General features: G+C 40.8%; 23 protein-coding genes. 14 read left to right on the forward strand and 9 right to left on the reverse strand.

The annotated features are described in order from the left end of the window. Positions 1–350: 350 nt before the first annotated feature. From EFT72_RS17230 to dnaB, 5 genes are all read left to right on the forward strand, one after another. Positions 351–1,586: an ammonium transporter gene (locus EFT72_RS17230; RefSeq protein ID WP_124068153.1), complete on the forward strand. Its 1,236-nt coding sequence runs from the start codon at positions 351–353 to the stop codon at positions 1,584–1,586. Between the two features lie 18 nt (positions 1,587–1,604). Next, positions 1,605–1,946, forward strand: coding sequence for a P-II family nitrogen regulator (locus tag EFT72_RS17235; protein WP_124068154.1), 342 nt, complete (start codon positions 1,605–1,607; stop codon positions 1,944–1,946). Between the two features lie 183 nt (positions 1,947–2,129). Next, a complete protein-coding gene (locus tag EFT72_RS17240; protein WP_124068155.1) occupies positions 2,130–4,190 on the forward strand; it encodes a DHH family phosphoesterase in 2,061 nt (686 codons plus the stop codon). Beyond that, positions 4,190–4,636 carry a 50S ribosomal protein L9 gene (rplI, locus tag EFT72_RS17245; protein ID WP_124068156.1) on the forward strand — a complete coding sequence of 149 codons (447 nt, stop codon included), beginning with the start codon at positions 4,190–4,192 and terminating at the stop codon, positions 4,634–4,636. Before EFT72_RS17240 ends, rplI begins: the two co-directional genes overlap by 1 nt. Before the next feature lie 11 nt (positions 4,637–4,647). Further along, complete coding sequence (gene dnaB, locus EFT72_RS17250; protein WP_124068157.1) at positions 4,648–5,982, forward strand: replicative DNA helicase; 1,335 nt, start codon at positions 4,648–4,650, stop codon at positions 5,980–5,982. A gap of 414 nt (positions 5,983–6,396) precedes the next feature. On the opposite strand, the gene EFT72_RS17255 is transcribed toward dnaB, so the two are convergent. Continuing rightward, positions 6,397–6,774: a hypothetical protein gene (locus EFT72_RS17255; protein WP_164473207.1), complete on the reverse strand. Its 378-nt coding sequence runs from the start codon at positions 6,772–6,774 to the stop codon at positions 6,397–6,399. After that, positions 6,753–6,968, reverse strand: coding sequence for a hypothetical protein (locus EFT72_RS17260; RefSeq protein ID WP_124068159.1), 216 nt, complete (start codon positions 6,966–6,968; stop codon positions 6,753–6,755). The genes EFT72_RS17255 and EFT72_RS17260 overlap by 22 nt, the downstream gene beginning before the upstream one ends. A 722-nt stretch (positions 6,969–7,690) precedes the next feature. Here EFT72_RS17260 and EFT72_RS17265 point away from each other — a divergent pair. Beyond that, positions 7,691–8,350, forward strand: coding sequence for a helix-turn-helix domain-containing protein (locus EFT72_RS17265; RefSeq protein WP_124068160.1), 660 nt, complete (start codon positions 7,691–7,693; stop codon positions 8,348–8,350). Between the two features lie 101 nt (positions 8,351–8,451). Here EFT72_RS17265 and EFT72_RS17270 read toward each other — a convergent pair whose 3' ends face one another. The 6 genes from EFT72_RS17270 to pflB all read right to left on the reverse strand — a co-directional run bounded on the left by EFT72_RS17270 (position 8,452) and on the right by pflB (position 12,919). Continuing rightward, complete coding sequence (locus EFT72_RS17270) at positions 8,452–9,159, reverse strand: gamma-glutamyl-gamma-aminobutyrate hydrolase family protein (RefSeq protein ID WP_124068161.1); 708 nt, start codon at positions 9,157–9,159, stop codon at positions 8,452–8,454. Between the two features lie 101 nt (positions 9,160–9,260). Next, entirely contained in the window at positions 9,261–9,431 is a 171-nt protein-coding gene (locus tag EFT72_RS17275) for a 4Fe-4S binding protein (RefSeq protein WP_124068162.1), read from the reverse strand. 82 nt (positions 9,432–9,513) lie between these two features. Beyond that, positions 9,514–10,293 (reverse strand): pyruvate formate-lyase-activating protein, encoded by a 780-nt coding sequence (gene pflA / locus EFT72_RS17280; RefSeq protein WP_124068163.1) that lies wholly within the window; start codon positions 10,291–10,293, stop codon positions 9,514–9,516. Between the two features lie 23 nt (positions 10,294–10,316). After that, on the reverse strand, positions 10,317–10,562 hold the full coding sequence (gene grcA3, locus EFT72_RS17285; protein ID WP_124068164.1) for an autonomous glycyl radical cofactor GrcA3: 246 nt from the start codon (positions 10,560–10,562) through the stop codon (positions 10,317–10,319). Positions 10,563–10,609: 47 nt separating this feature from the next. Further along, entirely contained in the window at positions 10,610–10,846 is a 237-nt protein-coding gene (locus EFT72_RS17290) for a hypothetical protein (protein ID WP_124068165.1), read from the reverse strand. Between the two features lie 12 nt (positions 10,847–10,858). Then, positions 10,859–12,919 carry a formate C-acetyltransferase gene (pflB, locus tag EFT72_RS17295; protein ID WP_124068166.1) on the reverse strand — a complete coding sequence of 687 codons (2,061 nt, stop codon included), beginning with the start codon at positions 12,917–12,919 and terminating at the stop codon, positions 10,859–10,861. Positions 12,920–13,166: 247 nt separating this feature from the next. On the opposite strand from pflB, the gene EFT72_RS17300 reads away from it, so the two are divergent. Continuing rightward, positions 13,167–13,367 carry a DUF1858 domain-containing protein gene (locus EFT72_RS17300; protein WP_124068167.1) on the forward strand — a complete coding sequence of 67 codons (201 nt, stop codon included), beginning with the start codon at positions 13,167–13,169 and terminating at the stop codon, positions 13,365–13,367. A 45-nt stretch (positions 13,368–13,412) separates the two neighbouring features. Here the strand turns inward: EFT72_RS17300 and EFT72_RS17305 are convergent, their stop codons facing one another. Continuing rightward, positions 13,413–14,279: an AraC family transcriptional regulator gene (locus tag EFT72_RS17305; RefSeq protein WP_124068168.1), complete on the reverse strand. Its 867-nt coding sequence runs from the start codon at positions 14,277–14,279 to the stop codon at positions 13,413–13,415. Positions 14,280–14,582: 303 nt separating this feature from the next. On the opposite strand from EFT72_RS17305, the gene EFT72_RS17310 reads away from it, so the two are divergent. The 7 genes from EFT72_RS17310 (at position 14,583) to EFT72_RS17340 (ending at position 23,305) form a co-directional block, all read left to right on the forward strand. Next, positions 14,583–15,914, forward strand: a complete 1,332-nt coding sequence (locus EFT72_RS17310; protein WP_124068169.1) for a sugar ABC transporter substrate-binding protein — start codon at positions 14,583–14,585, stop codon at positions 15,912–15,914. A gap of 55 nt (positions 15,915–15,969) precedes the next feature. Next, positions 15,970–16,875 carry a sugar ABC transporter permease gene (locus EFT72_RS17315; RefSeq protein ID WP_124068170.1) on the forward strand — a complete coding sequence of 302 codons (906 nt, stop codon included), beginning with the start codon at positions 15,970–15,972 and terminating at the stop codon, positions 16,873–16,875. A gap of 12 nt (positions 16,876–16,887) precedes the next feature. Beyond that, a complete protein-coding gene (locus EFT72_RS17320; RefSeq protein ID WP_124068171.1) occupies positions 16,888–17,730 on the forward strand; it encodes a carbohydrate ABC transporter permease in 843 nt (280 codons plus the stop codon). Between the two features lie 13 nt (positions 17,731–17,743). After that, the gene (locus tag EFT72_RS17325; protein WP_124068172.1) at positions 17,744–19,954 is read left to right on the forward strand and encodes an alpha-galactosidase; all 2,211 of its coding nucleotides are present in this window, start codon (positions 17,744–17,746) and stop codon (positions 19,952–19,954) included. A 133-nt stretch (positions 19,955–20,087) separates the two neighbouring features. Continuing rightward, positions 20,088–21,281: a dicarboxylate/amino acid:cation symporter gene (locus tag EFT72_RS17330; protein WP_124068173.1), complete on the forward strand. Its 1,194-nt coding sequence runs from the start codon at positions 20,088–20,090 to the stop codon at positions 21,279–21,281. A 183-nt stretch (positions 21,282–21,464) separates the two neighbouring features. Next, on the forward strand, positions 21,465–21,908 hold the full coding sequence (locus EFT72_RS17335) for a MarR family transcriptional regulator (protein WP_243110053.1): 444 nt from the start codon (positions 21,465–21,467) through the stop codon (positions 21,906–21,908). Positions 21,909–21,916: 8 nt separating this feature from the next. After that, positions 21,917–23,305, forward strand: a complete 1,389-nt coding sequence (locus EFT72_RS17340) for an MATE family efflux transporter (RefSeq protein WP_124068174.1) — start codon at positions 21,917–21,919, stop codon at positions 23,303–23,305. The last annotated feature ends 14 nt before the right edge of the window (positions 23,306–23,319 follow it).

Raw genomic sequence — 23,319 nt, forward strand, 5'->3', positions numbered from 1 at the left:
GTTAGTAATACCTTTCTGATTGTGTCCACCTCATTTCTAAGTCATGAGGTTCTATTATAATATATGAACTACTAATTGGGACATAATCATTTGTGATACACTAGGACATTATCATAAATGAATCATAAAACCTTAATGGAGCATAATAAATAACTTGACAAAATGAGGATCATGTATTAGTCTAGCTATTGTAATTTATAAAGTTAACTTTAAGGCAAAGAAGCCATAACTGGGTGCAGTGACGCACGCGGTTATGGCTTAATTTTTTTTCTCAAGGAGACGATGTCCTATGAGATCAAAAGCCATCCGGGCAGGATGCGCATGCCACTTAAGAGGAAGAGGTGTTTTTTATGGATCACGGAGATATTTCTTGGATGCTGATAAGCTCCGCTCTTGTTTTGCTTATGACCCCGGGATTGGCATTCTTTTATGGGGGCATGGTAAAAAGGAAAAGTGTTGTAAATATGATGATGTCCTCAGCTATCATGATGGGGATTGGTTCGATCATGTGGGTATTAGTTGGATTTTCTCTATCCTTTAGCGGAGACATCGGTGGTGTGATAGGAAATCTTAACTGGTTTGGACTGAATTTCGATACCTTGACGGATGCAACGTTTCCCTACCCCAATACACTTATATTTGCTATCTTTCAGATGATGTTTGCCGTCATCGCTCCGGCGTTAATAACCGGCGCGGTTGCAGAGCGAATGAAGTTTTCTTCGTTGGTTATTTTTATGGTATTGTGGTCACTTATCGTTTACTATCCGCTGGCTCATATGGTGTGGGGCGGAGGATTGCTGTTTAAAATCGGATCTGTGGATTTTGCAGGAGGTGATGTTGTACATATCAGTTCTGGTGTGAGTGCACTTGTCCTTTGTATTTTGCTTGGAAAACGTAAGAATTTAGGTAAGGCCCCCTATCATCCCCACAATGTACCCTTTGTTTTTCTGGGTGCTGCACTTTTATGGTTCGGGTGGTTTGGTTTTAATGGAGGAAGTGCGCTTGGAGCCAATGAGCTTGCTGCGCATGCATTTATGACAACCAATACAGCGGCAGCTTCGGCTATGCTTTCATGGATTCTGATTGAAGTGATAACAAATGGGAAGTCTACCTTGGTGGGAACTTCTACAGGGCTTGTAATTGGGTTGGTTGCAATTACACCAGGAGCAGGGTACGTTCCGATCTGGGCCTCCATTATAATCGGAGCGCTTGTAAGTCCCATCTGCTATTTCTTTATCAGCACCGTTAAACAGAGATTTCAGTATGATGACGCTCTCGATGTATTCGGTTGTCACGGAATCGGAGGAATCTGGGGGGGAATCGCAACTGGAATTTTTGCCAATCAAAAAATTAATCCAGATTTGCCACACAATGGGTTGATTTACGGTGAAGTTCAGTTGTTTTTTAGTCAAATTTCAGCCATTGCAATCACCATACTAATTGCAGTGGCAGGGACTCTGATTGCGGTAGGAATTGCATCGGTGATAACGAAAGAAATTAAGGTTTCAGGCAGAGCTGAAATGACAGGTCTTGATACTTCAGAGCATGGGGAAACAGCTTATCCTGCATTTAATGGCATGGATTAAGGAAAGGGAGATTTAAACGTGAAAAAAATAGAAGCATTTATACGGCCTGAGAAGCTGGAAGATATCAAGGAAATTATGGAAGAGCTGAAGTTAAATGGATTAAGTATTATGCAGGTTATGGGATGCGGAAACCAGAAGGGCTGGACGGAGTTTGTCCGTGGTGCAGAAGTGGATTATAATTTTCTCACCAAAATAAAAATAGAACTGTTTGTAGAAGATCATCAGGCAGAGCCTGCCATTTCTGCAATCATCAAGAAAGCGTATACCGGAGAATACGGGGATGGTAAGATTTTTATTTCTAATATTCAAGATGCAGTCAGAATCCGTACTGGAGAACGGGGAGAAGATGCAATTAAATAATTACTTTTATCATGCAGTAAAGTCGGATCAGCCGGTTTTACTGCATTATTTATTGTAATTTTTATGGAAATGAAACGGAAATATTGGGTTGTATTGAAAGCATTTTAATGGACGAACCCTATATCCTATGTTATAATAAGAAGATAGTGAAAAAAGAACCCTTTTTTCCATAAGGAGAAATATATGAAAGAGAAGTTCAATGTAAAGGGACAATTGAGCACTTATATGCAGTGGCCGATTTATTTTAGTGCATTCATGCTAGTTGCCAATGTGGCAATCGGCGCAGTCAGTGCAAAAGCTGGAATTATTATGGCCTTATTCACACTTATGTATATAGGCGTGGCAGTCTGGCTTTATGTTTACAAAAGGAAACGGCTGTTAAGCGGTATGGTGGAATTCTCTGCCCAATATACAACGATGCAGATGAAATTCCTAAAAGAACTGGAACTTCCATATGGAATTGTGGACGATAGCGGGAGACTTCTCTGGGGAAATGGGGCATTTCTCGAGGTACTTGGAGAAGAAAAAGCTCTGAAAGCATCGAAAAAAAACATCATGGGGATATTTCCGGAACTTACCAAAGAGGCACTGAAGCTTCAGGAAGAAGCATCTGTTTTGCATACGACACGCGATGACAAAAAATACCAAATTCGTCTTAGAAAGTTACAGATGAAGGAAACCTCCACACGGATGGCGGAAACCATTGGTGCGGATTTTGTAGGAGAGACGTTTGTTGCAATCTATCTGGTAGATGAAACTGAGATTCTCACCTATAAGCAGATGGTGGACGATCAGAAGATGGTAGCAGGACTCATCTATTTGGATAACTATGAGGAAGCACTCGAGAGCGTAGAGGAAGTACGCCGCTCCCTGTTGACGGCCTTAATCGACCGAAAGATCACAAAGTACATTGCTAATATGAACGGAATTGTGAAAAAGCTGGAGAAAGATAAGTACTTTTTTGCCATCAAGCAGTTATACATCGAAGAACTGAAAGAGAATCGGTTCTCTATTCTGGAAGAAGTAAAAACAGTCAATATTGGCAATGAGATGGCGGTGACTTTAAGCATTGGTCTGGGTATGAATGGAGAGAGTTATAACCGGAATTACGAGTTTGCCAGAATTGCCATAGATATGGCACTGGGAAGAGGCGGAGACCAAGCTGTCGTTAAAGATGGACAAAGGATTCAATACTTTGGTGGAAAAGCCCAACAGGTGGAAAAAACCACCCGGGTTAAGGCGAGAGTCAAGGCACATGCCTTAAGAGAACTGATGGATACCAAAGATCGTCTTCTGATTATGGGACACCGCCTGACCGATATTGATTCCTTTGGTGCGGCAGTGGGCATTTACCGAATTGCCACGGCACTGGATAAGAAAGCGCACATTGTAATCAATGAAGTAACGTCGTCTGTGCGTCCGATGATGGATCGTTTTGTAGACAATCAGGATTACCCGGAAGATCTGTTTTTAACAGGTTCAAAAGCGGCAGAGCTTGTAGATGCCAATACAATTCTGGTTGTTGTTGATGTGAATCGGCCAAGCATTACCGATGCACCGGAACTTCTTAAACTAGTTAAGACGATTGTGGTACTTGATCATCACAGACAGAGCAGCGAGATTATTGAACATGCAGTTTTGTCTTATGTGGAACCGTATGCGTCTTCTGCTTGTGAGATGGTTGCAGAAGTTCTTCAGTATATTGCTGATGGAATTAAGATTAAATCTGCAGAAGCAGATGCTTTGTATGCTGGAATTGTAATCGACACACAGAATTTCACCAATCAAACGGGGGTTAGAACCTTTGAAGCTGCCGCATTTTTAAGAAGGAATGGAGCAGACGTGGTCCGTGTGAGAAAACTGTTCCGTGAAAAAATTAGTGATTACAAAGCGAAGGCAGAAGCGGTCAGGGAAGCAGAAATATTTGAGGAGTGTTTTGCCATTAGTGTATGCCCAGCCGAAGGAGTGGAAAGTCCTACTGTAGTGGGGGCTCAGGCTGCGAATGAACTTTTGGACATCGCAGGAATGAAAGCCTCGATTGTATTAACAGAATACAATGGAACTGTATATTTAAGTGCCCGTTCCATTGACGAAGTGAATGTTCAGGTCATGATGGAGAAATTAGGTGGCGGAGGTCATCGCACCATTGCAGGGGCGCAGATAGCCGATGCCAACATAGAAGAAGCCAAAATCCGTTTAAAAGCGGTGATCAAAGACATGATAGAGAAGGGAGACGTATCATAATGGAAGTTATATTATTAGAAGACGTAAAAGCACTGGGAAAAAAGGGACAGGTCGTGAAAGTAAACGATGGTTATGCAAGAAACTTTATTCTTCCCAAAAATCTAGGAATGGAAGCAACATCCAAGAATTTAAATGATTTAAGACTACAAAAGGCCAATGAATCCAAAATCGCAGCCGAACATCTTGCTGATGCCAAAGAACTGGCAGATAAGATTTCGAAGGGGTCTATTACTCTTTCAATCAAAGCAGGAGAGGGCGGAAGGGCATTTGGTTCCGTATCCAGTAAAGAAATTTCAGGGGCTATAAAAAGCCAGCTCGGATATGAGATTGATAAAAAGAAACTGGTTCTTCCAGAGCCGCTTAAGACGTTTGGTTCTCACGAAGTGTCCATTAAACTTCATAAAGAAGTAACCGCTAAATTAACAGTTAAGGTAACAGAAAGCTAGGAGGCACAGATATGGATGATGCCCTGATCAAACGGGTACTCCCTCACAGTATTGAGGCAGAGCAGTCCGTCATCGGTTCCATGCTGATGGACCGGGATGCCATCATCGCTGCATCTGAAATCGTTACGGCAGGAGATTTTTACCAGCACCAGTATGGCATCATGTTTGAAGCCATGGTGGAGCTTTTTAATGAGAATCTTCCAGTGGATTTGGTGACGTTACAAAACCGTCTGAAGGAAAAAGATGTTCCTCCTGAGGTTTCGAGTTTGGAATTTGTAAGAGATATTATCACAACGGTTCCAACCTCTGCCAATGTAAAATCTTATGCCCAAATTGTGAGGGATAAAGCGGTATTGCGACGCCTGATTAAGGCCAATGAAGACATTGCCAATACCTGCTATGCTGGGAAAGAACCTCTTGAGACGATACTTGCGTCCACGGAAAAAACCATATTCGACCTATTGCAGAACCGGAATTCGGGAAATTTTGTCCCGATTCGTCAGGTTGCGATGAATGTGTTGGAAAAAATTGAAGAAGCATCGAAAAACCAGGGAACAGTAACGGGACTTCCTACTGGGTTTATTGATTTGGATTATAAGACATCCGGACTCCAACCATCTGATTTTATCTTAATCGCCGCCCGACCATCCATGGGAAAGACGGCATTTGTACTGAATCTGGTGGATCATATAGCAGTGAAAAAAGGCCTTCCCGCTATGGTATTCAGCCTTGAGATGTCAAAAGAGCAGCTGGTTAATCGTATGCTTGCGATGGAATCTAATGTGGATTCCCAAAAGCTTAGAACTGGAACCTTATCCGACACGGATTGGGATGCCGTAGTAGAAGGAATTGGGATCATCGGAAATTCCAAACTGATTATAGACGACACACCAGGCATCTCGCTGATGGAATTGCGTTCCAAATGCCGTAAGATGAAGCTGGAATTTGGTCTGAGTGTCGTAATCATTGATTACCTACAGTTGATGAGCGGAAGCGGAAAAGGTGGAGAAAACAGACAGCAGGAGATCTCTGAGATCTCTCGTTCCTTAAAGGCATTAGCCAGAGAGTTAAGCGCTCCTGTCATCGCTCTGTCACAGTTAAGCCGTGCTTGCGAGACTCGTCAAGATCATCGTCCTATGCTCTCAGATCTTCGAGAATCCGGGGCCATTGAGCAGGATGCCGATGTTGTTATGTTCCTATACCGTGACGATTATTATAACAAAGATACCGATATGCCTAATATTGCAGAACTCATTATAGCCAAACAAAGAAACGGTCCCATTGGAACCGTGAATCTGGTTTGGAGACCAGAATACACCAAGTTCGCAAACATGGCAAAGCAATGAGCAGGATAGAAAAAGAGGTGCCTTGGTACAGAAAAGCAAATCCATTTGCTTTTCTGTACCAAGGCACCTCTTTTTCTATGGGGCGAATGCCCCCCATCATTATGCAGCCATATATTGGCTGCATAATGATGGGAAGAGCGCTTCAGGAAGAAGAGTGCTTGCACTCATTTTGTTCTTGATCTTACTTGGGCAGACTGGTACTGTACTTTAGGGCGGTAAGACTGTTTTTTGTTTGGTTCCGGTGCTAAGATTCCATCTTTTTCAGAGATTACCATTCACGCTCTCCGAGGGTAGTCAATCGATAGAATTAATTGACTTAAAAACATGGGGTTTTTACCCCGTGCCCAGTATAATCTAAAAAAAGGCTATGTAACAATAAAAATATCTTTATTGTTACATAGCCTTTTTTAAAATTTATAAATCTTTAGAAAGTAATTCTAAGTCAGGAATCATTCTAGCATATCCTTTTACAAATCCCACAATCAAATCATCAGAATATGGTCTTCCTAATTGTGATGGATGAGTTTCTTCAATAATTTTTCTGCAATCTTCAATTGATAATTTTTTATTTTCCTCTTCAAGCCTATCAGAAAGAAGACAAAATGCAGCTTGCATCTTTGCTTTCTCGTCAAAAGAAAACCCAAAATCAATACAACGTTGACTTACAGAAATAGGATTGCGCAATGTAGAACCCAAATATTCTGTTATCTCTCCTAATGCCTCCCGAATCAAACGTATTTGATTTTCAATATCTTCTATATTTTTCATAGTTAAAATACCAACCATTCCCATGCTAATTTTATTGCTTCTACAATATTTGTTGCAACAGCTCTGCTTGCTCCTGCATTCATTACACCTCTCAATACTGCATCATAAACTGAATTTTTAGGTATTTCTGACCATTCAAGAAGTGGTGTTAATGCAGATGCGATTCCACTGTATTTTTGTGAACCAATTTCATTTTCACTTAATTGACCATCCTGCAATGTACTAACATCAAAGTATTAGTATATCATATCTAAATAAATATTGCAATTTTATTTTAATTGTGATACTTTGTTAATATATTAAATCCTTGAAAGGACTATTTTATGTATGAATAATATTTTACGAATAATATTTTGTATTGTATTTTTGATTTTTGCTATTTATTTTAGTATTATGTATTATAGTAATACTAGTAATATACTTTTAATTTTTGTTATATTAACGTTAATTGTGCAAGTGATTTATAATTTATATAAAATTATAAAAAGAAAATAATAGGAAGGGAGTGTCGCAAAATCACTAAAATAAAGTGATAGAGTGCCACCTTCCTATGTAAGTAAAATGTCAGATAAGATTCTCTTAGGTGTCTGCCTCTCTGTCATAATCCATGTTTTCTCGTTTACTGATATCTTTCTTGAAACTTGATATTTGGTTTTCTTTTGACGAGAAAGGAAAGATACAAGACTTTAACTTTCTGGGGAATTTTATCCTTGCGTATATGAAATGAATTTATCGCTTAAAAATGAAATCCTATTACAGTGTGCCCATTAGACTTGTTTTTAATCTTAAGCCAAATCTCCTTTGATAGGAAGTTCCCCTCAAAATAATTGTAAATCCCTTAAAAAAAATCCAAAACTCATTCATAATTTGTATGAGTTTCGCATAAGATATAAATAGTAAGGGTATGAAAACTAAACGAACCAAAGGAGAGGATATAGCTATGGCTGAGATACATTACTTAATATCGGATGCATCGAAGAAAGTCGATGTAGAATCCCATGTCCTTAGATACTGGGAAGACGAGTTGGAATTAAATATTCCCAGGAACGAAATGGGACACCGGTATTACACCGAAGCACACATCCGTTTATTCAGACAGATCAAAGAATTAAAAGAAAAGGGATATCAGTTAAAAGCCATTAAGACAGCGCTGGATAAAGTCATTGGGGACGGTAGTAATCCAGTGGAACCTGATGAATTGTTAGAAGATGAGGTAACGCAAGAGTTAAAAGACGGAGCGCGATCTGCAGCTGAAAGTGAGACAAGCCTGGAAGTACATAATACGGAGCAAGTTCCCATAGCTCAAGACAAGATGGATCAGTTCCAGGAGATCATGAACCATATCATTGGACGAGCTCTAGAGTTAAATAATGAACAATTAAGCCAAGATGTCAGCGGTCTGGTGAACGAAAAGGTCATCAAGGAAATGCAGTATTTGATGAACTTAAAGGAGGAAAAAGAAGAAGAACGCTACAAACAGTTGGACGAGCTTATGCGAACCTATCAAAAAGATAATAGAGGACGAGCAGAAGCAGCGGCTTCAAAGATTCCATTCTTTAATCGTAAAAAGAAATTCGGACGAAATGGAAAAAAGCTATAAAATCACACTACTTTCAGATAAATGAGCACAGAATGCTCAGGGTAAGATCCGCAGCTGCCACTGAAAGTGTAAACTGCGGATTTTTATCTCTCAGTCAATTCTCAGCAAGCTTTCACAAATTTCTGAAACAATCGGAATGCCTCTTCATTCTTTTCCCAAAGATATTCCGGATGCCATTGAACCCCAAGGAAAAAAGGGTAACCGGGCATCTCCAATGCTTCAATCAAATGATCCAAAGAATACGCCGAAGCAATGAGACCAGGAGCTAAGTTTCTTACGGCTTGATGGTGCATGCTGTTGACTCTCAGTGTACGCATTTTCACAATTTCCTTTAATTGACTTTCATCTTCTAGAGAAACAGTATGACAGGGAAGATGATAGGAAAATGGCTGGGCATGAGCGATGGGAACAATCTGATCCGTCATAGAAGGGATATCCTGCCAGATCGTTCCACCTAGAGCGATATTTAAAACCTGGATCCCCCGGCAGATCCCTAGTATGGGTTTGTTCTGTTTCATCACATGAGGAAGCAGTGCCATCTCCATCTGATCTCTAGATGCTGATACATTGCCGCAATCAGGGTGGGTTTCTTCTCCAAAGGCAAAGGGGTGAACGTCAGGCCCTCCAGTAAAGAGAAACCCATCTAGTTCCTTGGCAAGCTGTTCCAAATCCTCCTCAGAGGCATCTAAGGGCATCACAACGGGTAAGGCTCCGGCTGCTTTTAAGGCTCGTAAGTAAGTGGGACGCATTTTGATATCGTCATTATCCGTATCGTGAGATGGTGTTAAACCAATTAGTGGTTTTCTCACATCGAAGGAGTCCTTTCTCTTTTCTATATAACTCATTATATAGAAAAGAATATCACAAAATGCCCCTTCCTTGCGGAAGAGGCATTTATGTATGAAAAGAATTATGCTTCTGAAATTGCTCCTGTTGGGCATACGCCTTCACATGCTGCACAATCGATGCAGGTATCAGCGTCAATAACATATTGAGAATCACCCTGGCTGATTGCGCTAACTGGGCATTCGCCTTCGCATGAACCACAAGACACACAAGCGTCACTTATAACACGTGCCATGATAAATTACCTCCTTATATTCTATACATTTTCCTATATTCTATACTATTAATAAAAATTATTCAAGTAGAAAATGGTGCATTTAATGTTTAATTTTAGGAGCAATTTCAGATTGTGCCTCGGCACGAACATCTAAGATCCCTCTTAATATTATTTTTTTCGCAGCAATCGCATCTTCTTTTGACATGGGAGGTACGCCTTTTAGCGGATAATCGAGACCAAGACTTTCGTATTTGACCGTTCCCATATCATGATAGGGCAATACGTCTAACGCTTTTACATTGCTCAAACTACCGATAAACCGTCCCAGACGGTATAGATCTTTCTCATCATCTGTAATGTGAGGAACCACTACGTGACGGATCCACACAGGAATTTCCTGTTCGCTTAGATATTTGGCAAAATCAAGAATATCTGTATTGGTATGACCGGTAAGCGGCTTGTGCTTTAAGGCATCAATTTGTTTGATATCAAGCATCACAAGACTGGTTGACACAAGAAGCCGGTCAATTTGTTTTCGGTATTCCGGATTGTTTCGGCGAAAGGTCACGCCTGAGGTATCAAGACAGGTATGAATTCCTTTTTTTCTGGCAGCTTCAAATAGTTCCGTTAAAAATGAGAGCTGTAGCAGTGGTTCTCCCCCTGTAGCAGTAATCCCGCCGCCCCGGTAAAAATTCCGGGACGACTCATATTTATTTAAGATTTCATCAACGGTCATCTCCATGCCGCCAGCCGTCTCCCAGGTATCTGGGTTATGGCAATACTGGCAACGCATGGGACAGCCCTGGAAAAACACTACCATACGGACACCTGGGCCATCTACGGTGCCAAAACTTTCAATGGAATGGATACGTCCTGTCATGAAAATCGCCTTCTTTTTTGTTATTATATATTGCTGTGGAACGTACGGGAGATTACTTCGTCCTGCTGTTCCTTGGATAGTTTAATAAAATTCACGGCATAACCGGATACCCGAATCGTAAGCTGTGGATAATTCTCCGGATGATTTTGTGCATCTAATAATGTGTCACGGGTGAATACGTTTACGTTTAAGTGATGGCCGCCTTCTTCTACATAGCCATCCAATAAATTCACTAAATTGTTAATTTGAGCTGTACTGATATTTGCCATTGTTATTTCCTCCTTATTGGTATAAAGCGTTCGAAAGCTTCTTTCAGTTACAGTTCCTCTTCATCCCGATCCATACCCTTAAAAAGGGTAGGAACGCGGCAGGCGACGTTGCCATCTGCACAGTCTGAGGAACTTGTTACCGTTACTTTTTTTTCCATAGTCTGTTGGGCATTAATGGTACCGTCATCGGACACCTGAATGTTCATGTGTCCGCCGTTATCCGACATAAAAGAGTCAAGCATCGAGACGATATCATTGATTTGTTTTTCATTGGGATCTGTCATAGCACTCACTCCTTACTTCTGGTCATCCCTAAGAGCTGTTTCTAAGTCTACCTCTAAATCACCGGCAAAGATCTGATCTTCTTTTCCAAGAGCTCCAGGAACGATGGAGAAGGTATTCGAAATTCCATCCTGTGCATCCTTAAATGGAAGTTTGGCAACGGATGCCAGAGAAGAGACAGCTCCGTTTGTATCTCTGCGGTGCATTGGATTCGCACCTGGTGCAAAAGCCTCTCCCTTTTTCCTTCCATCAGGAGTAGCTCCTGTGTTCTTACCATATACGACATTAGATGTAATTGTCAAGATAGAAGTGGTAGGAATTCCTCCACGGTAGGTGTGGTTTGCCTTCACGTAGTTCATGAAAGTATGAACCAAATTGTTCGCAATCTCATCCACCCGGTCATCGTTGTTTCCGTATTTGGGGAAATCTCCCTCTATCTCATAATCAACGACAACACCATCTTCATCACGGATTGCTTTGACCTTCGCATATTTGATGGCAGATAAAGAATCAGCCACAACAGAAAGTCCAGCGATACCGGTTGCAAACCAACGGGTTACTTTTTTATCATGAAGAGCCATCTGTATGCGCTCATAACTGTATTTATCATGCATGTAATGAATGATGTTTAAAGCATTTACATAGACATTAGCAAGCCATTCCATCATATCCTTATAGGCATCCATAACTTCATCATAGTTTAAATACTCAGAAGTGAGGGGACGGTACTTAGGTCCAACCTGCTGCTTGGTAACCTCATCCACACCACCGTTGATGGCATATAAGAGGCATTTTGCTAAGTTGGCACGAGCTCCGAAAAATTGCATCTCTTTTCCCACACGCATGGAAGACACGCAGCAGGCGATGGCATAATCATCTCCGTGAGTAACCCGCATTAGATCATCGTTCTCATATTGAACAGAGGAAGACTCAATGGAGGTCTTTGCACAGAAACGCTTGAAGTTTTCCGGCAGGTTTTTCGACCAGAGTACGGTTAAGTTTGGTTCTGGTGCAGTTCCTAAGTTTTTAAGTGTATGCAGATAACGGTAGGACATCTTCGTTACCAGATGACGTCCGTCGATTCCGACACCACCGATGGATTCCGTTACCCAAGTAGGATCTCCAGAGAAAAGCTCGTTGTATTCTGGAGTACGTGCAAATTTAACCAAACGAAGCTTCATAACGAAGTGATCCACAAATTCCTGAACCTCTTCTTCGGTATAGGTTCCATTCTCTAAATCTCTCTGTGCATAGATATCGATAAATGTAGAAGTCCGTCCTAAAGACATAGCAGCACCATTTTGTTCCTTCACTGCTGCCAGATAGGAAAGATAAGTCCACTGTATGGCTTCTTTTACATCAGCAGCTGGTTTGGAAAGATCAAATCCGTAGATGTCTCCTAATTTCTTTAACTCTTTTAATGCACGAATCTGTTCGGACAGTTCTTCTCTTTCTCGAATGATGTCTGAGTACATAGTGGTACGGGTGGTTGTCTTTTGCTCTTGCTTATCCTCAATCAGACGGTCGATTCCGTATAAAGCGACACGACGGTAATCCCCAATGATTCTACCACGTCCATAAGCATCTGGAAGACCGGTTATAATATGATTGGAACGGCAGTCACGCATTTCTGGAGTATAAGCATCAAAAACACCTGCATTATGTGTTTTTCTGTGTATGGAGAAAAATTCTTTTACTTCAGAATCAAGAGTATATCCGTTATCCGCACAGGATTTTTCTGCCATTCGGATTCCGCCATAAGGCTGTAAAGAACGTTTAAATGGTTTATCGGTCTGGAAACCTACAATCTTCTCTTTCTCTTTGGTTAAGTATCCAGGACCATGGGAGGTGATGGTAGAGATGATCTTGGTATCCATATCCAGAACTCCGCCTGCTTCACGTTCTTTCTTACCTAATTCCATTACCTGTTTCCATAATTCTTCTGTTTCCTTGGTTGGGCCGACAAGGAAACTCTCATCTCCGTCGTATGGATTGTAGTTTTTCTGTATAAAATCTCTAACATTAACTTCCTTTACCCAAGTGCCACTGTGAAATGCGTTCCATTCTGGTCTCATGCGCTTGTACCTCCATAAAATTGTTCTATATTAGTTGTAATTATAAATAAATGCCATCAAAGATTATAATTCCTACAATCTTTGTATGAATACATTATATATGAATACTGTATACAATGTCAATAGTACTTATTGAGAAATTTTTCTTTTAAGCGCTTTTGGAAATCTGGATTTAACCCTTGCCATTTGAAAAGAAAAGTATTATATTATAAAGACAGTATGTACATTTTTTAAGGAGGAATACAAGATGCAGATTGATAAAGAGATGTTAATTGGTGCACTGCTTGAGATGGATGAAAACATTCCGCCGATGTTAATGCGTGCAGGTATGCATTGTCTTGGCTGCCCAGCGTCCCAGGGAGAGTCATTAGAGGAAGCTTGTCAGGTTCATGGAATTGATTGCGAGGTTCTGGTTTCCCAGATTAATGAAGTCTTAGCAGACAGATAGAATATGTTACAGGAGGAGGTCTTAGGGATCTGCCTCCTGTTTTTTCTATTTGTTATCTTCTCTGTAGTGTCTGGGACTCACCCCATATTCCTGTTTGAAAATTTTTGAAAATGTCAGTGGATTGTCATATCCGATACTGGCTGCAATGTCCTGGATGGATCGCATAGAAGAAGCTAGAGTTTCGGCTGCAAGGCTTAACCTGTATTTTAATAGGTATTCCTGTGGGGAAACCTGTAGCTTCTTTTTAAAAATGGATGTTAAGTAAGATCGGTTGATTCCGATGTAATCTGCGATGTCTTGTACCTTTATACTCTGATAATTTAACTTAATATATTGAAGGGCATAATCCACATAGGTATCAATGGAGTAATCATATTGTTTTTTTCTACTGTCTTTCATGCTGCTTTGCACATCTATTAATGTCGATAGGATCTCATATAAATATCCCACTCGTTTTATTTCGTTGGCATAAGTCAACTGATTGGTATCTAGTATTTTTTGAATCATAGGAAGATAACATCGGTTTGGTATCTGTGAATGACCGGTACAGGTAAAATCAGAAAATTCGGCATAGCGTAGATACGTTTCTGCCATGGCACCATCAAAGGTAATCCACATATATTCCCATGGGTCTTTCTCATCTGCATAATATTCTACTGGTTTATCTTTTGGGATCAGAAAGATATCATCCGTCTTTAGTTGATACTGATTCCCTCCAGTCTTTAATACGCCCTTGCCTGATAATACAAAATGGAGATGATATTCATTGGGGATTTTATGGTTGTAGGTATATCCTGGGGGGCACTGCTGAATGCCACAGTGAACCAAATATAAATCATTGGTTTGGCGCCGGATATTTCTCAAGCAACGGAACCCGGCTACATTTTTATAGGTTGTCTGTTTTTCGCTCAAAAAAATGCCCCCTTCTATTTGCCGAATGAACGAGAATCGGATCGTTTCTTCTGGAAGCTTATTTCATTCTATTATACAGGAAATGATCATACCTTGCAAATTATATTTTTCAAAATGATCCAAGTATGGGTATCTTGCTTTATTGGCAATAAATACAACAAAAGTCTATATAAGAATCACATTAAACTATGTAAATTACATAAAAAAAGTTATATAATTGGTACGAAAAACAACAAAAGATACAAAAATTAAAATGAAAAAAAAGTTGTTTATGAAACGTGTCTCATGAAAGGGGAGGAAATTATGAAGCGTAAATGGGGATTAACCGCAGTCATAGCAGCAGTCGTTTCAATTGCAGTTATGGGGTGCCAGGGCAAACAGGCGGGCGCAGATTCAACAACAGCAAACCTAGAAACCAGTCAAAGTCAGGAACAGTCAGAAGTGAATGGAGGATCATCAAAAACGCTTACGGTTGCGATCTGGGATAAGAACCAGGAACCGGGTCTTACTAAGATTATGGAAGATTTTACGAAAGAAACGGGGATTCAGACTCAGATTGAGGTAACACCTTGGGAGCAATACTGGACCATGCTGGAAGCGGGAGCAACAGGGGGGTCACTTCCAGATGTATTTTGGATGCATTCCAACGAGATTGCCAGATATTCAGAATATGAGATGTTAATGGATTTAACGGACCGGATTAAGGCAAGCGATAAGCTTGACATGGATAAATTCCCAAAAGATATTGTGAATATTTACAACTGGCAGGGGACCAAACAGTATGCCGTGCCAAAGGACATTGATACCATTGCTCTTTGGTATAACAAGACGATGTTTGATGAAGCCGGAATTTCCTATCCAGACAAAGACTGGACTTGGGATGATTTTGCAGAAGCAGCCAAGAAACTCACAAAGCCCGATGGAAGCCAGTATGGTTTCGCTCAGAAACCGACCAATGATCAGGCAGGCTGGTGCAACATTGTCTATGATATGGGGGGATATGTGATTAGTGAGGACAAAAAGTCCTCTGGATTTAGTCAGGAAGGAACCATAAAAGGATTGACATTTTTGACAGATCTAATGAAAGAAGGATACGCACCGCCGTATGAAGTGGTTGCAGAAAACTCGGAAGAAGCACTTTTTGAGGCAGGTAAGGTTGGGATGATTACACAGGGATCTTGGACTCTATCTGAACTTTGTAACAATGATTATGTAAAAGCCAATTGTGATCTTGCCGTACTTCCAAAGGATGCAAAGTCAGGAAGAAGAGCTTCCATCTATAATGGACTTGGCTGGGCGGCCTCTGCAAATACAGACATGCCAGAAGAAGCATGGAAATTAATCGAATATATGGGATCAAAAGAGGTACAAAAAAAGCAGTCTGATCTTGGAATTGTAATCTCTGCATATGAAGGAACCACGGAAAACTGGATTAAAGCATACCCAGATTTTAATTTACAGGCTTATCTGGATATGATGGATGATTTGGTGATTCGTCCCTATTCAAAGTCTACCGTAGCCTGGACCAACATGATACACGAAAAGCTGATTGATGCGTGGAATGGAACCAAACCAGTAAAAGAAGTTTGCCAGGAGATTGATCAGGAGATGAATGCCATGCTTCAAGAAGAATAAAAGGTTGGGAGGCACTTAATCTGGCCTCCCTTTTTAAGGAATATGGAGGGACTTAATGAATACGGAGAAAAGGAACAATCAGTGGTCGAAAAGTGAATTTCTCTGGGGATGGCTTTTTTTATTGCCGACGATTACAGGTCTGGTTCTGTTAAATATCATTCCTATTTTTCAGACCGTATACCAAAGTTTTTTTAAGACAGGAGCTTTTGGAAAAGGGAATGTATTTATTGGATTGGATAATTATCGAAAATTGTTCGGGGATCCAGCTGTGTGGCAGTCTCTCATAAACACGTGTAAATATGCGTTGATTGAAGTTCCTTTTTCTATCGCCATCGCACTGGTATTGGCGGTTTTTTTAAATGAGAACATCAAAGGAAAATCCATATGGAGAACGATATACTTTCTCCCTATGGTAGCAGCTCCTGCAGCCGTTGCCATGGTGTGGAGATGGCTTTATAATTCGGAATTCGGACTATTTAACCACATTCTATCCAGACTGGGGGCGGCACCTATAAACTGGATATCCAACCCGAATATTGCCTATATTTCGGTGGCTGCGGTGGGAATCTGGTCTGTTATTGGCTATAATATGGTGTTGTTTTTAGCAGGACTTCAAGAAATCCCCAGAGATTATTATGAAGCAGCGCAGATTGATGGTGCTGGAGGAGTGAAGCGCTTTTTCCATATAACCCTGCCTCTTATTTCACCAACGATGTTCTTTGTTACAGTCACAAGAATCATCGGTGCAATGCAAATATTTGACAGCATCTATATGATGATGGATAAAAGCAATCCGGCACTTGCGAAAACTCAGTCCTTAGTGTATCTTTTTTATAAGTACTCATTTGTAGAGGGGAACAAAGGATACGGATCTGCAATTGTTATGCTGCTGCTTTTGGTAATTTTATTGATTACAGTCATTCAGCTGGTTTGTCAGAAGCGCTGGGTTAATTATAGTTAAAGGAGAGGGAGAATGAGAGGGAACGAAAAAAAGAATAGAAAAGAAAAATATTCTCTGATATATGTATGCTTAATCCTCGGATCCGTCCTTATGCTGGTACCGTTTTTCTGGATGATTCTAACCTCGTTTAAGAGTACATCAGAGGCAACCCAGATGAATCCGTTTATTATATTTCCATCCGTATGGAGGTTAGATGCCTTTGCTGAAGTTATGAGTAAGATGAATTTTCTTAAACTCTATTTCAACACAATCGTCTTGATTTTTGAACGGGTAATTTGTGCAGTTCTTACAGCAACTATGGCCGGGTATGCGTTTGGGCGGTTGCATTTTAGAGGTAAGAATCTGGCATTTTCTCTGGTTTTGTTCCAGATGATGGTTCCGGTCCAGATTTTTATCATACCTCAATATTTAATGGTGAGCAAGCTGGGATTTTTAAACACATCCTTTGGATTATTATTTCCTGGGCTGGTTACAGCTTTTGGAACGTTTCTGCTTCGGCAGGCATATCTGGCTCTTCCGTCCTCTTTAGAAGATGCGGCAAGACTGGATGGCTGCAATATTGGTCAGACATTTTTATACATCATGGCCCCACTTACAAAATCCTCTATGGTTGCACTTGGAATCTTTACTGCTTTGTTTGCTTTTAAAGATTTAATGTGGCCCCTGGTTGTCAATACAGAGCAAAGCACCATGCCCCTTTCGGCGGCACTTGCAAAGCTTCAGGGACAGTTTGTAGTAAACTATCCAGAGTTAATGGCGGCTTCGTTATTAGCTTGTGTCCCTATGGTTATCATCTATCTGATTTTCCAGAGACACTTTATGGAAGGAATTGCTACATCCGGAGGAAAATTATAAAAGGAGATTCAACATGCCAATCATTTATCATCAACAATCAAAAGAATTTCATCTGTATAATGAGTCCGTCAGCTATATCATGCAGATAATGGCAAATGGACAAATGGGAAACCTGTATTATGGAAAACGGATTGCAGACCGGGATTCTTATTCCTATTTATATGAGACAGGGGTAAGGCCTCATGCGGCATTAAGCTGCTCTACTCCTGCGCCTCTGTGTCTTCAATATACCAGACAGGAATATCCTTTATATGGAACAGGAGATTACCGGTATGGAGCTTATGAGATTAAGCAGGAGAATGGAAGCCGGATCACTAATTATACTTATGTATCTCATCGCATTGCCAAAGGAAAACCATCGCTTGAGCCTTTACCGGCGACATATGTGGAAGCGGATTCGGAAGCGTCTACACTTGAAATTAAGCTTCACGATGAAGTTCTAGATACAGATCTGTTTCTTCTTTATACGATAATGGAAGAGGCACCGGTTCTTACAAGAAGTGTTCGGTTTGAGCATCATGGGACGGAAGAGATTGTTCTTACCAATGGGATGAGCGCATCCATTGATCTGCCAGATAAGGATTATAATATGATTCATCTTTCTGGAGCCTGGTCTAGAGAGCGGATGATCAAAAAAAGACCGCTAGAACAAGGAATTCAATCCATTTATAGTATGAGAGGGATCAGCAGTGCAGAACATAATCCATTTTTGGCTCTTGCATCGTTTGACACCACAGAAGAACATGGAAGAGTGTATGGGTTTAGTTTGGTTTACAGTGGAAGTTTTCTGGCTCAGGCGGAGGTTTGTTCCCATGATACCACTCGGGTATTGCTTGGGATTCATCCGGACACGTTTGAATGGCCATTAAAAAGCGGGGAATCATTTCAGACACCGGAAGTGGTAATGGTATACACCGAAGATGGATTGACTGGGATGAGTCAGATCTATCACCGCCTCTATAAAACCCGCCTTGCCAGAGGGTATTGGAGGGATAGGGAAAGGCCCGTTCTTTTAAATAACTGGGAAGCCACCTATATGGATTTTAATGAAGAAAAGATACTAACCATTGCCAGAAAGGCAAAAGATGCAGGGGTGGAACTGTTTGTATTGGATGATGGCTGGTTTGGAGAGCGTAACAATGATGATAGAAGCTTGGGAGACTGGTTTGTAAATCGAGATAAACTTCCAAATGGGATTGGTGGATTGTCTGAGAAAATCGAAGCCATGGGATTAAAATTTGGACTATGGATCGAACCGGAGATGGTGAATAAAAACAGCCGTTTGTATGAGGCGCATCCCGATTGGATTCTATCCGTACCCCATCGGTATGAGACACCAAGCCGACAGCAGCATGTACTGGATTTTTCTAGAAAAGAAGTCGTGGATTCCGTTTATTGCATGTTAAAAGAAATAATTGGTAATGCAAAGATCTCTTATATTAAGTGGGATATGAACCGTTACCTAACCGAATGCTATTCCAAAGGAACCTCCCCAGACAGACAGGGAATGGTAATGCATAAATATATATTAGGAGTCTATGATTTATATAGCCGGTTATTGAAAGAGTTTCCAAAGATCTTGTTTGAATCCTGTGCCAGTGGAGGCGCAAGGTTTGATCCTGGTCTGTTGTATTACGCTCCTCAAGGCTGGTGCAGTGACAATACAGATGCATTGGACCGGTTAAAGATCCAGTATGGAACCAGTTTGGTTTATCCCATATCCAGTATGGGTGCCCATATCTCTGCGGTTCCCAACCATCAGGTACATCGTATCACCCCTCTTAAGACCAGAGGCAATACGGCTGTATTCGGCGCATTTGGATATGAACTTGATTTAAACCAATTAAGTGAGGAAGAAATGAAATTGGTGAAGAAGCAGATTGCATGGTTTAAAGAGAATCGAAGCCTTTTGCACCAGGGTATATTCCATCGTTTAAAAAGTCCATTTGAAGGAAATGATACCTCTTGGATGGTGGTATCTCCGGACAAAGAGGAAGCAATTGTTGCTTATTATCAGATCTTAAATTCCGCGAATGCTGGGAGTTTGAGACTGAAGCTGAAGGGATTAAACGAAACTCTGTTTTATCGGGTGACCATAGAAGAGAATACGGGAACCTATTATGGAAGTGAGCTGATGTATGCGGGGATTCCCATAGACAGAAACCTATTAAATGGAGATTTTGCCTCCCTTCTAATACAGATTAAAAAGGCAGAACAGGATTAATAAAGAAAGAAAACGATTAAAAAGTCCGGACACTGGTGGTTCGGACTTTTTAATGTTAGAAAAATACTGCATTTTTATGGGGAATATGGTACCATAGTGTTAATTATATTAACACTTGGGGAGGAAATATGAAATGGAAAAAAAGAGAAAGAAACTTGGGCTGGTTCCAAAACTGATTCTTGCAATCATTCTGGGAATTATAGTGGGATTGTACTGCCCATCCTGGGTCACATCAATTTTAATTACAGCATCGGATTTTTTTAAACAATTCCTTATGTTTATCATACCCCTTATGGTGGTTGCTTTCGTTACCATGGGGATTGCAGATTTGTCTCAGGGGGCGGGAAAGTTATTGTTACTGACAGCAGGGATATCTTATGCGTCTACACTTCTTGCAGGAAGTGCGGCTTATGTGGCTGCCAGTACATTGTTTCCAACCTTTGTGAATCAAGAGGTAATTCAAAAGGTGGCTTCTGCCGGAGAACGTGAGATTGGCGGATACTTCTCTCTGGCGATTCCTCCACTTCTTGAGACTACTTCAGCCGTTGTGCTGGCGTTTGTTCTGGGCGTTTCCATCAGTTCGATGAAAGGAAAAGAAATTGGACATGCCCTTTACAACGGGATGAATGAGTTTTCTGTCATTATTACCAAAATACTAGCGAGGGTGATCATTCCTCTGCTGCCGCTGTATATCTGCGGAACGTTTGCTAAAATGACATATCAGGGAACAACCTTTGCCATTATGTCTGTGCTTTGGAAGGTTTTTCTTATTGTTCTCCTTCTCCACATGCTCTATTTACTTGTGGCTTTTACCATTGCAGGGCTGGTAACAAAACGGAATCCGTTTGTTATGATGAAAAATCAGATTCCAGGTTATTTAACAGCGATCGGGACACAGTCATCGGCGGCAACCATACCAGTTAACATAAATTGTGCAAAAAACAATGGAATTTCCGAAGAGATTCGAAATTTTGCCATTCCTCTTTGTGCGAACATTCATATGGCAGGTTCTATGATTACGATCACCTGCTGTGTAACTGCCACATTGCTGATTTATGGAATGCCTCATGAGTTTTTGACTCTATTTCCATTCATCAGTGTTCTTGGGGTTGCACTAGTGGCTTCTCCAGGAGCACCGGGCGGCTCTATATTTACAGCAACACCGTTTTTCCCTATTGTTGGAATTCCGGCGGTGGGTGATATCGCAAGCTTATTACAGGCCATGTACATTGCCCAGGATAGTTTTGGCACGGCATGTAATGTATCCGGGGATAATGCGATCAGTGCTCTCGTGGATGCGTTCTATCGAAAGTTTATGGCAAAATAAAGTAACGGCAGCGGTTTTTATGAAATCGCTGCCATTTTTTTATACAAAAATTCTTGATTGGGCAGGCGAAAGGGAAGAAAAAGCTTGGTCAGAGAGAAAAGAATAAAATAGTTGCGCATGCAACTATTTTATGATATGCTAGGTAACACCATTCTATAAAACATTAGAAAGGGAGGTAGAGCTGTGGGGGAATATAGAGAAATCGGGAAGTATATCTCGATTCTCCAAAGACTAAATAATATGTATTATGTAAATCAATTATCTTCTTATCAAATAGGCTTTGGACAACAATTTTTTTTGCTGCGAATTTATGATAACCCTGGGATGAAAATTCAAGATCTTGCCTCCTTTGGACACTTTGACAAGGCAACTGCCGCAAGGGCAGTTAAAAAGCTGGAAGAGGAAGGGTATGTCAGGACTGAAATGGGGAAAGTGGACAAACGGGTGAGAAGAATTTATGCAACGGATAAGGCAAAACCCGTTGTGGAGATCACGAGGGAATGTGTGGATGAATGGTCAGAAATTATACTAGAAGGATTTGAAAGCGAAGAACGCCAGCAAGCAATGCAGTTACTAGTTCGGATGGCAAATAACGCTTATCAATACAACGTAAAGCGAAAGGATTAACACATTCTATGGAACAAGACATAAGAAAACAGGGAAGAAATCCCTTGGGCTATAAACCAATCGGGCATTTACTCATGCAGTTTGCCCTTCCGGCAATCGTATCAATGCTGGTAACTTCGATCTATAATATAGTGGATCAGATTTTTATTGGACAAGGAGTTGGATATTTAGGAAATGCAGCAACTACCATTGCGTTTCCAATTGTAACTATAATTTTAGCAGTTTCTACTCTATTAGGAGCTGGAGGCAGTGCTTTTGCCGCGATTAAGCTGGGAGAAGAAAAGGAAGAAGAGGCACAGAAAACACTTGGTACTGTCTTTATATTAACGCTTATAGCAAGCTTTATATTGATGTTTCTTGGATTTATATTTATGAAACCCATGCTGAAGTTATTTGGAGCAACCTCTAATACCATGGGGTACGCATCGCAGTACACTTCTATCCTATTGCTAGGAACTCCATTTAACATGCTTGGTGTAGTACTTAGCAACATGGCAAGAACAGACGGAAATCCTTCGATATCCATGTATACTATGTTGATCGGTGCCTGCCTAAATACGGTATTAGATCCTATCTATATTTTCGTATTTAAATGGGGAGTTACGGGTGCCGCCATTGCGACTATAACCTCTCAGATTTTATCCGCAGTCGTTTTGGTATATTATTTCATGAAAAAAGGAAAAAGTATGCGGTTGAACAAAGAGAGTCTCCGCATTGACTTAAATATCTGCAAGCTGGCACTGCCTCTTGGGATTTCTAGCGGAATTACACAGGCTGCTTCAACCATTTTACAGATTGTAATGAATAATTCCTTGGTGCATTATGGGAATCAGACCAATATTGGTGGGGATGCAGCATTAAGTGCCATGGGGATTGTAAACAAAATCGGTATGATTTTAGTGTCTGTCTGTGTCGGTATTGGAATAGGGTCCCAACCCATTCTTGGATTTAACAAGGGGGCAAATCAACCGAAGAGAGTGAGGAAAACGTGGCTGATTGCATCTGCGATAGCTACCACCATAGCATGTTTAGGCTGGTTATTATGTCAGTTGTTTCCGGAACCGATTATCAGTCTTTTTGGAACTGAGGATGTACTTTTCACTCAATTTGCGGTACGATGCTTAAAAATATTTATGCTAGGTATTTTTACGGCTGGTTTCCAAGTGGTTTCTACCAGTTACTTCCAGTCTACCGGACAACCTTTAAAGGCCTCTATTTTATCCATGCTTCGCCAGCTTGTGCTGTTGATTCCTATGATTTTAATTCTTCCCTTGCATTTTGGCCTTGAGGGAATACTTTATGCAGGACCAGTTGCTGATATCACATCAGCATTGATTGTGATTCAGTTTGTTCTCTATGAATGGAAGAAATTAAATAAAGCTTGTAAAACTTCTTAATGGTATTTTATAAG

This window comes from Clostridium sp. E02 (genome assembly GCF_003833015.1).
GTDB lineage: Bacteria > Bacillota > Clostridia > Lachnospirales > Lachnospiraceae > Lacrimispora.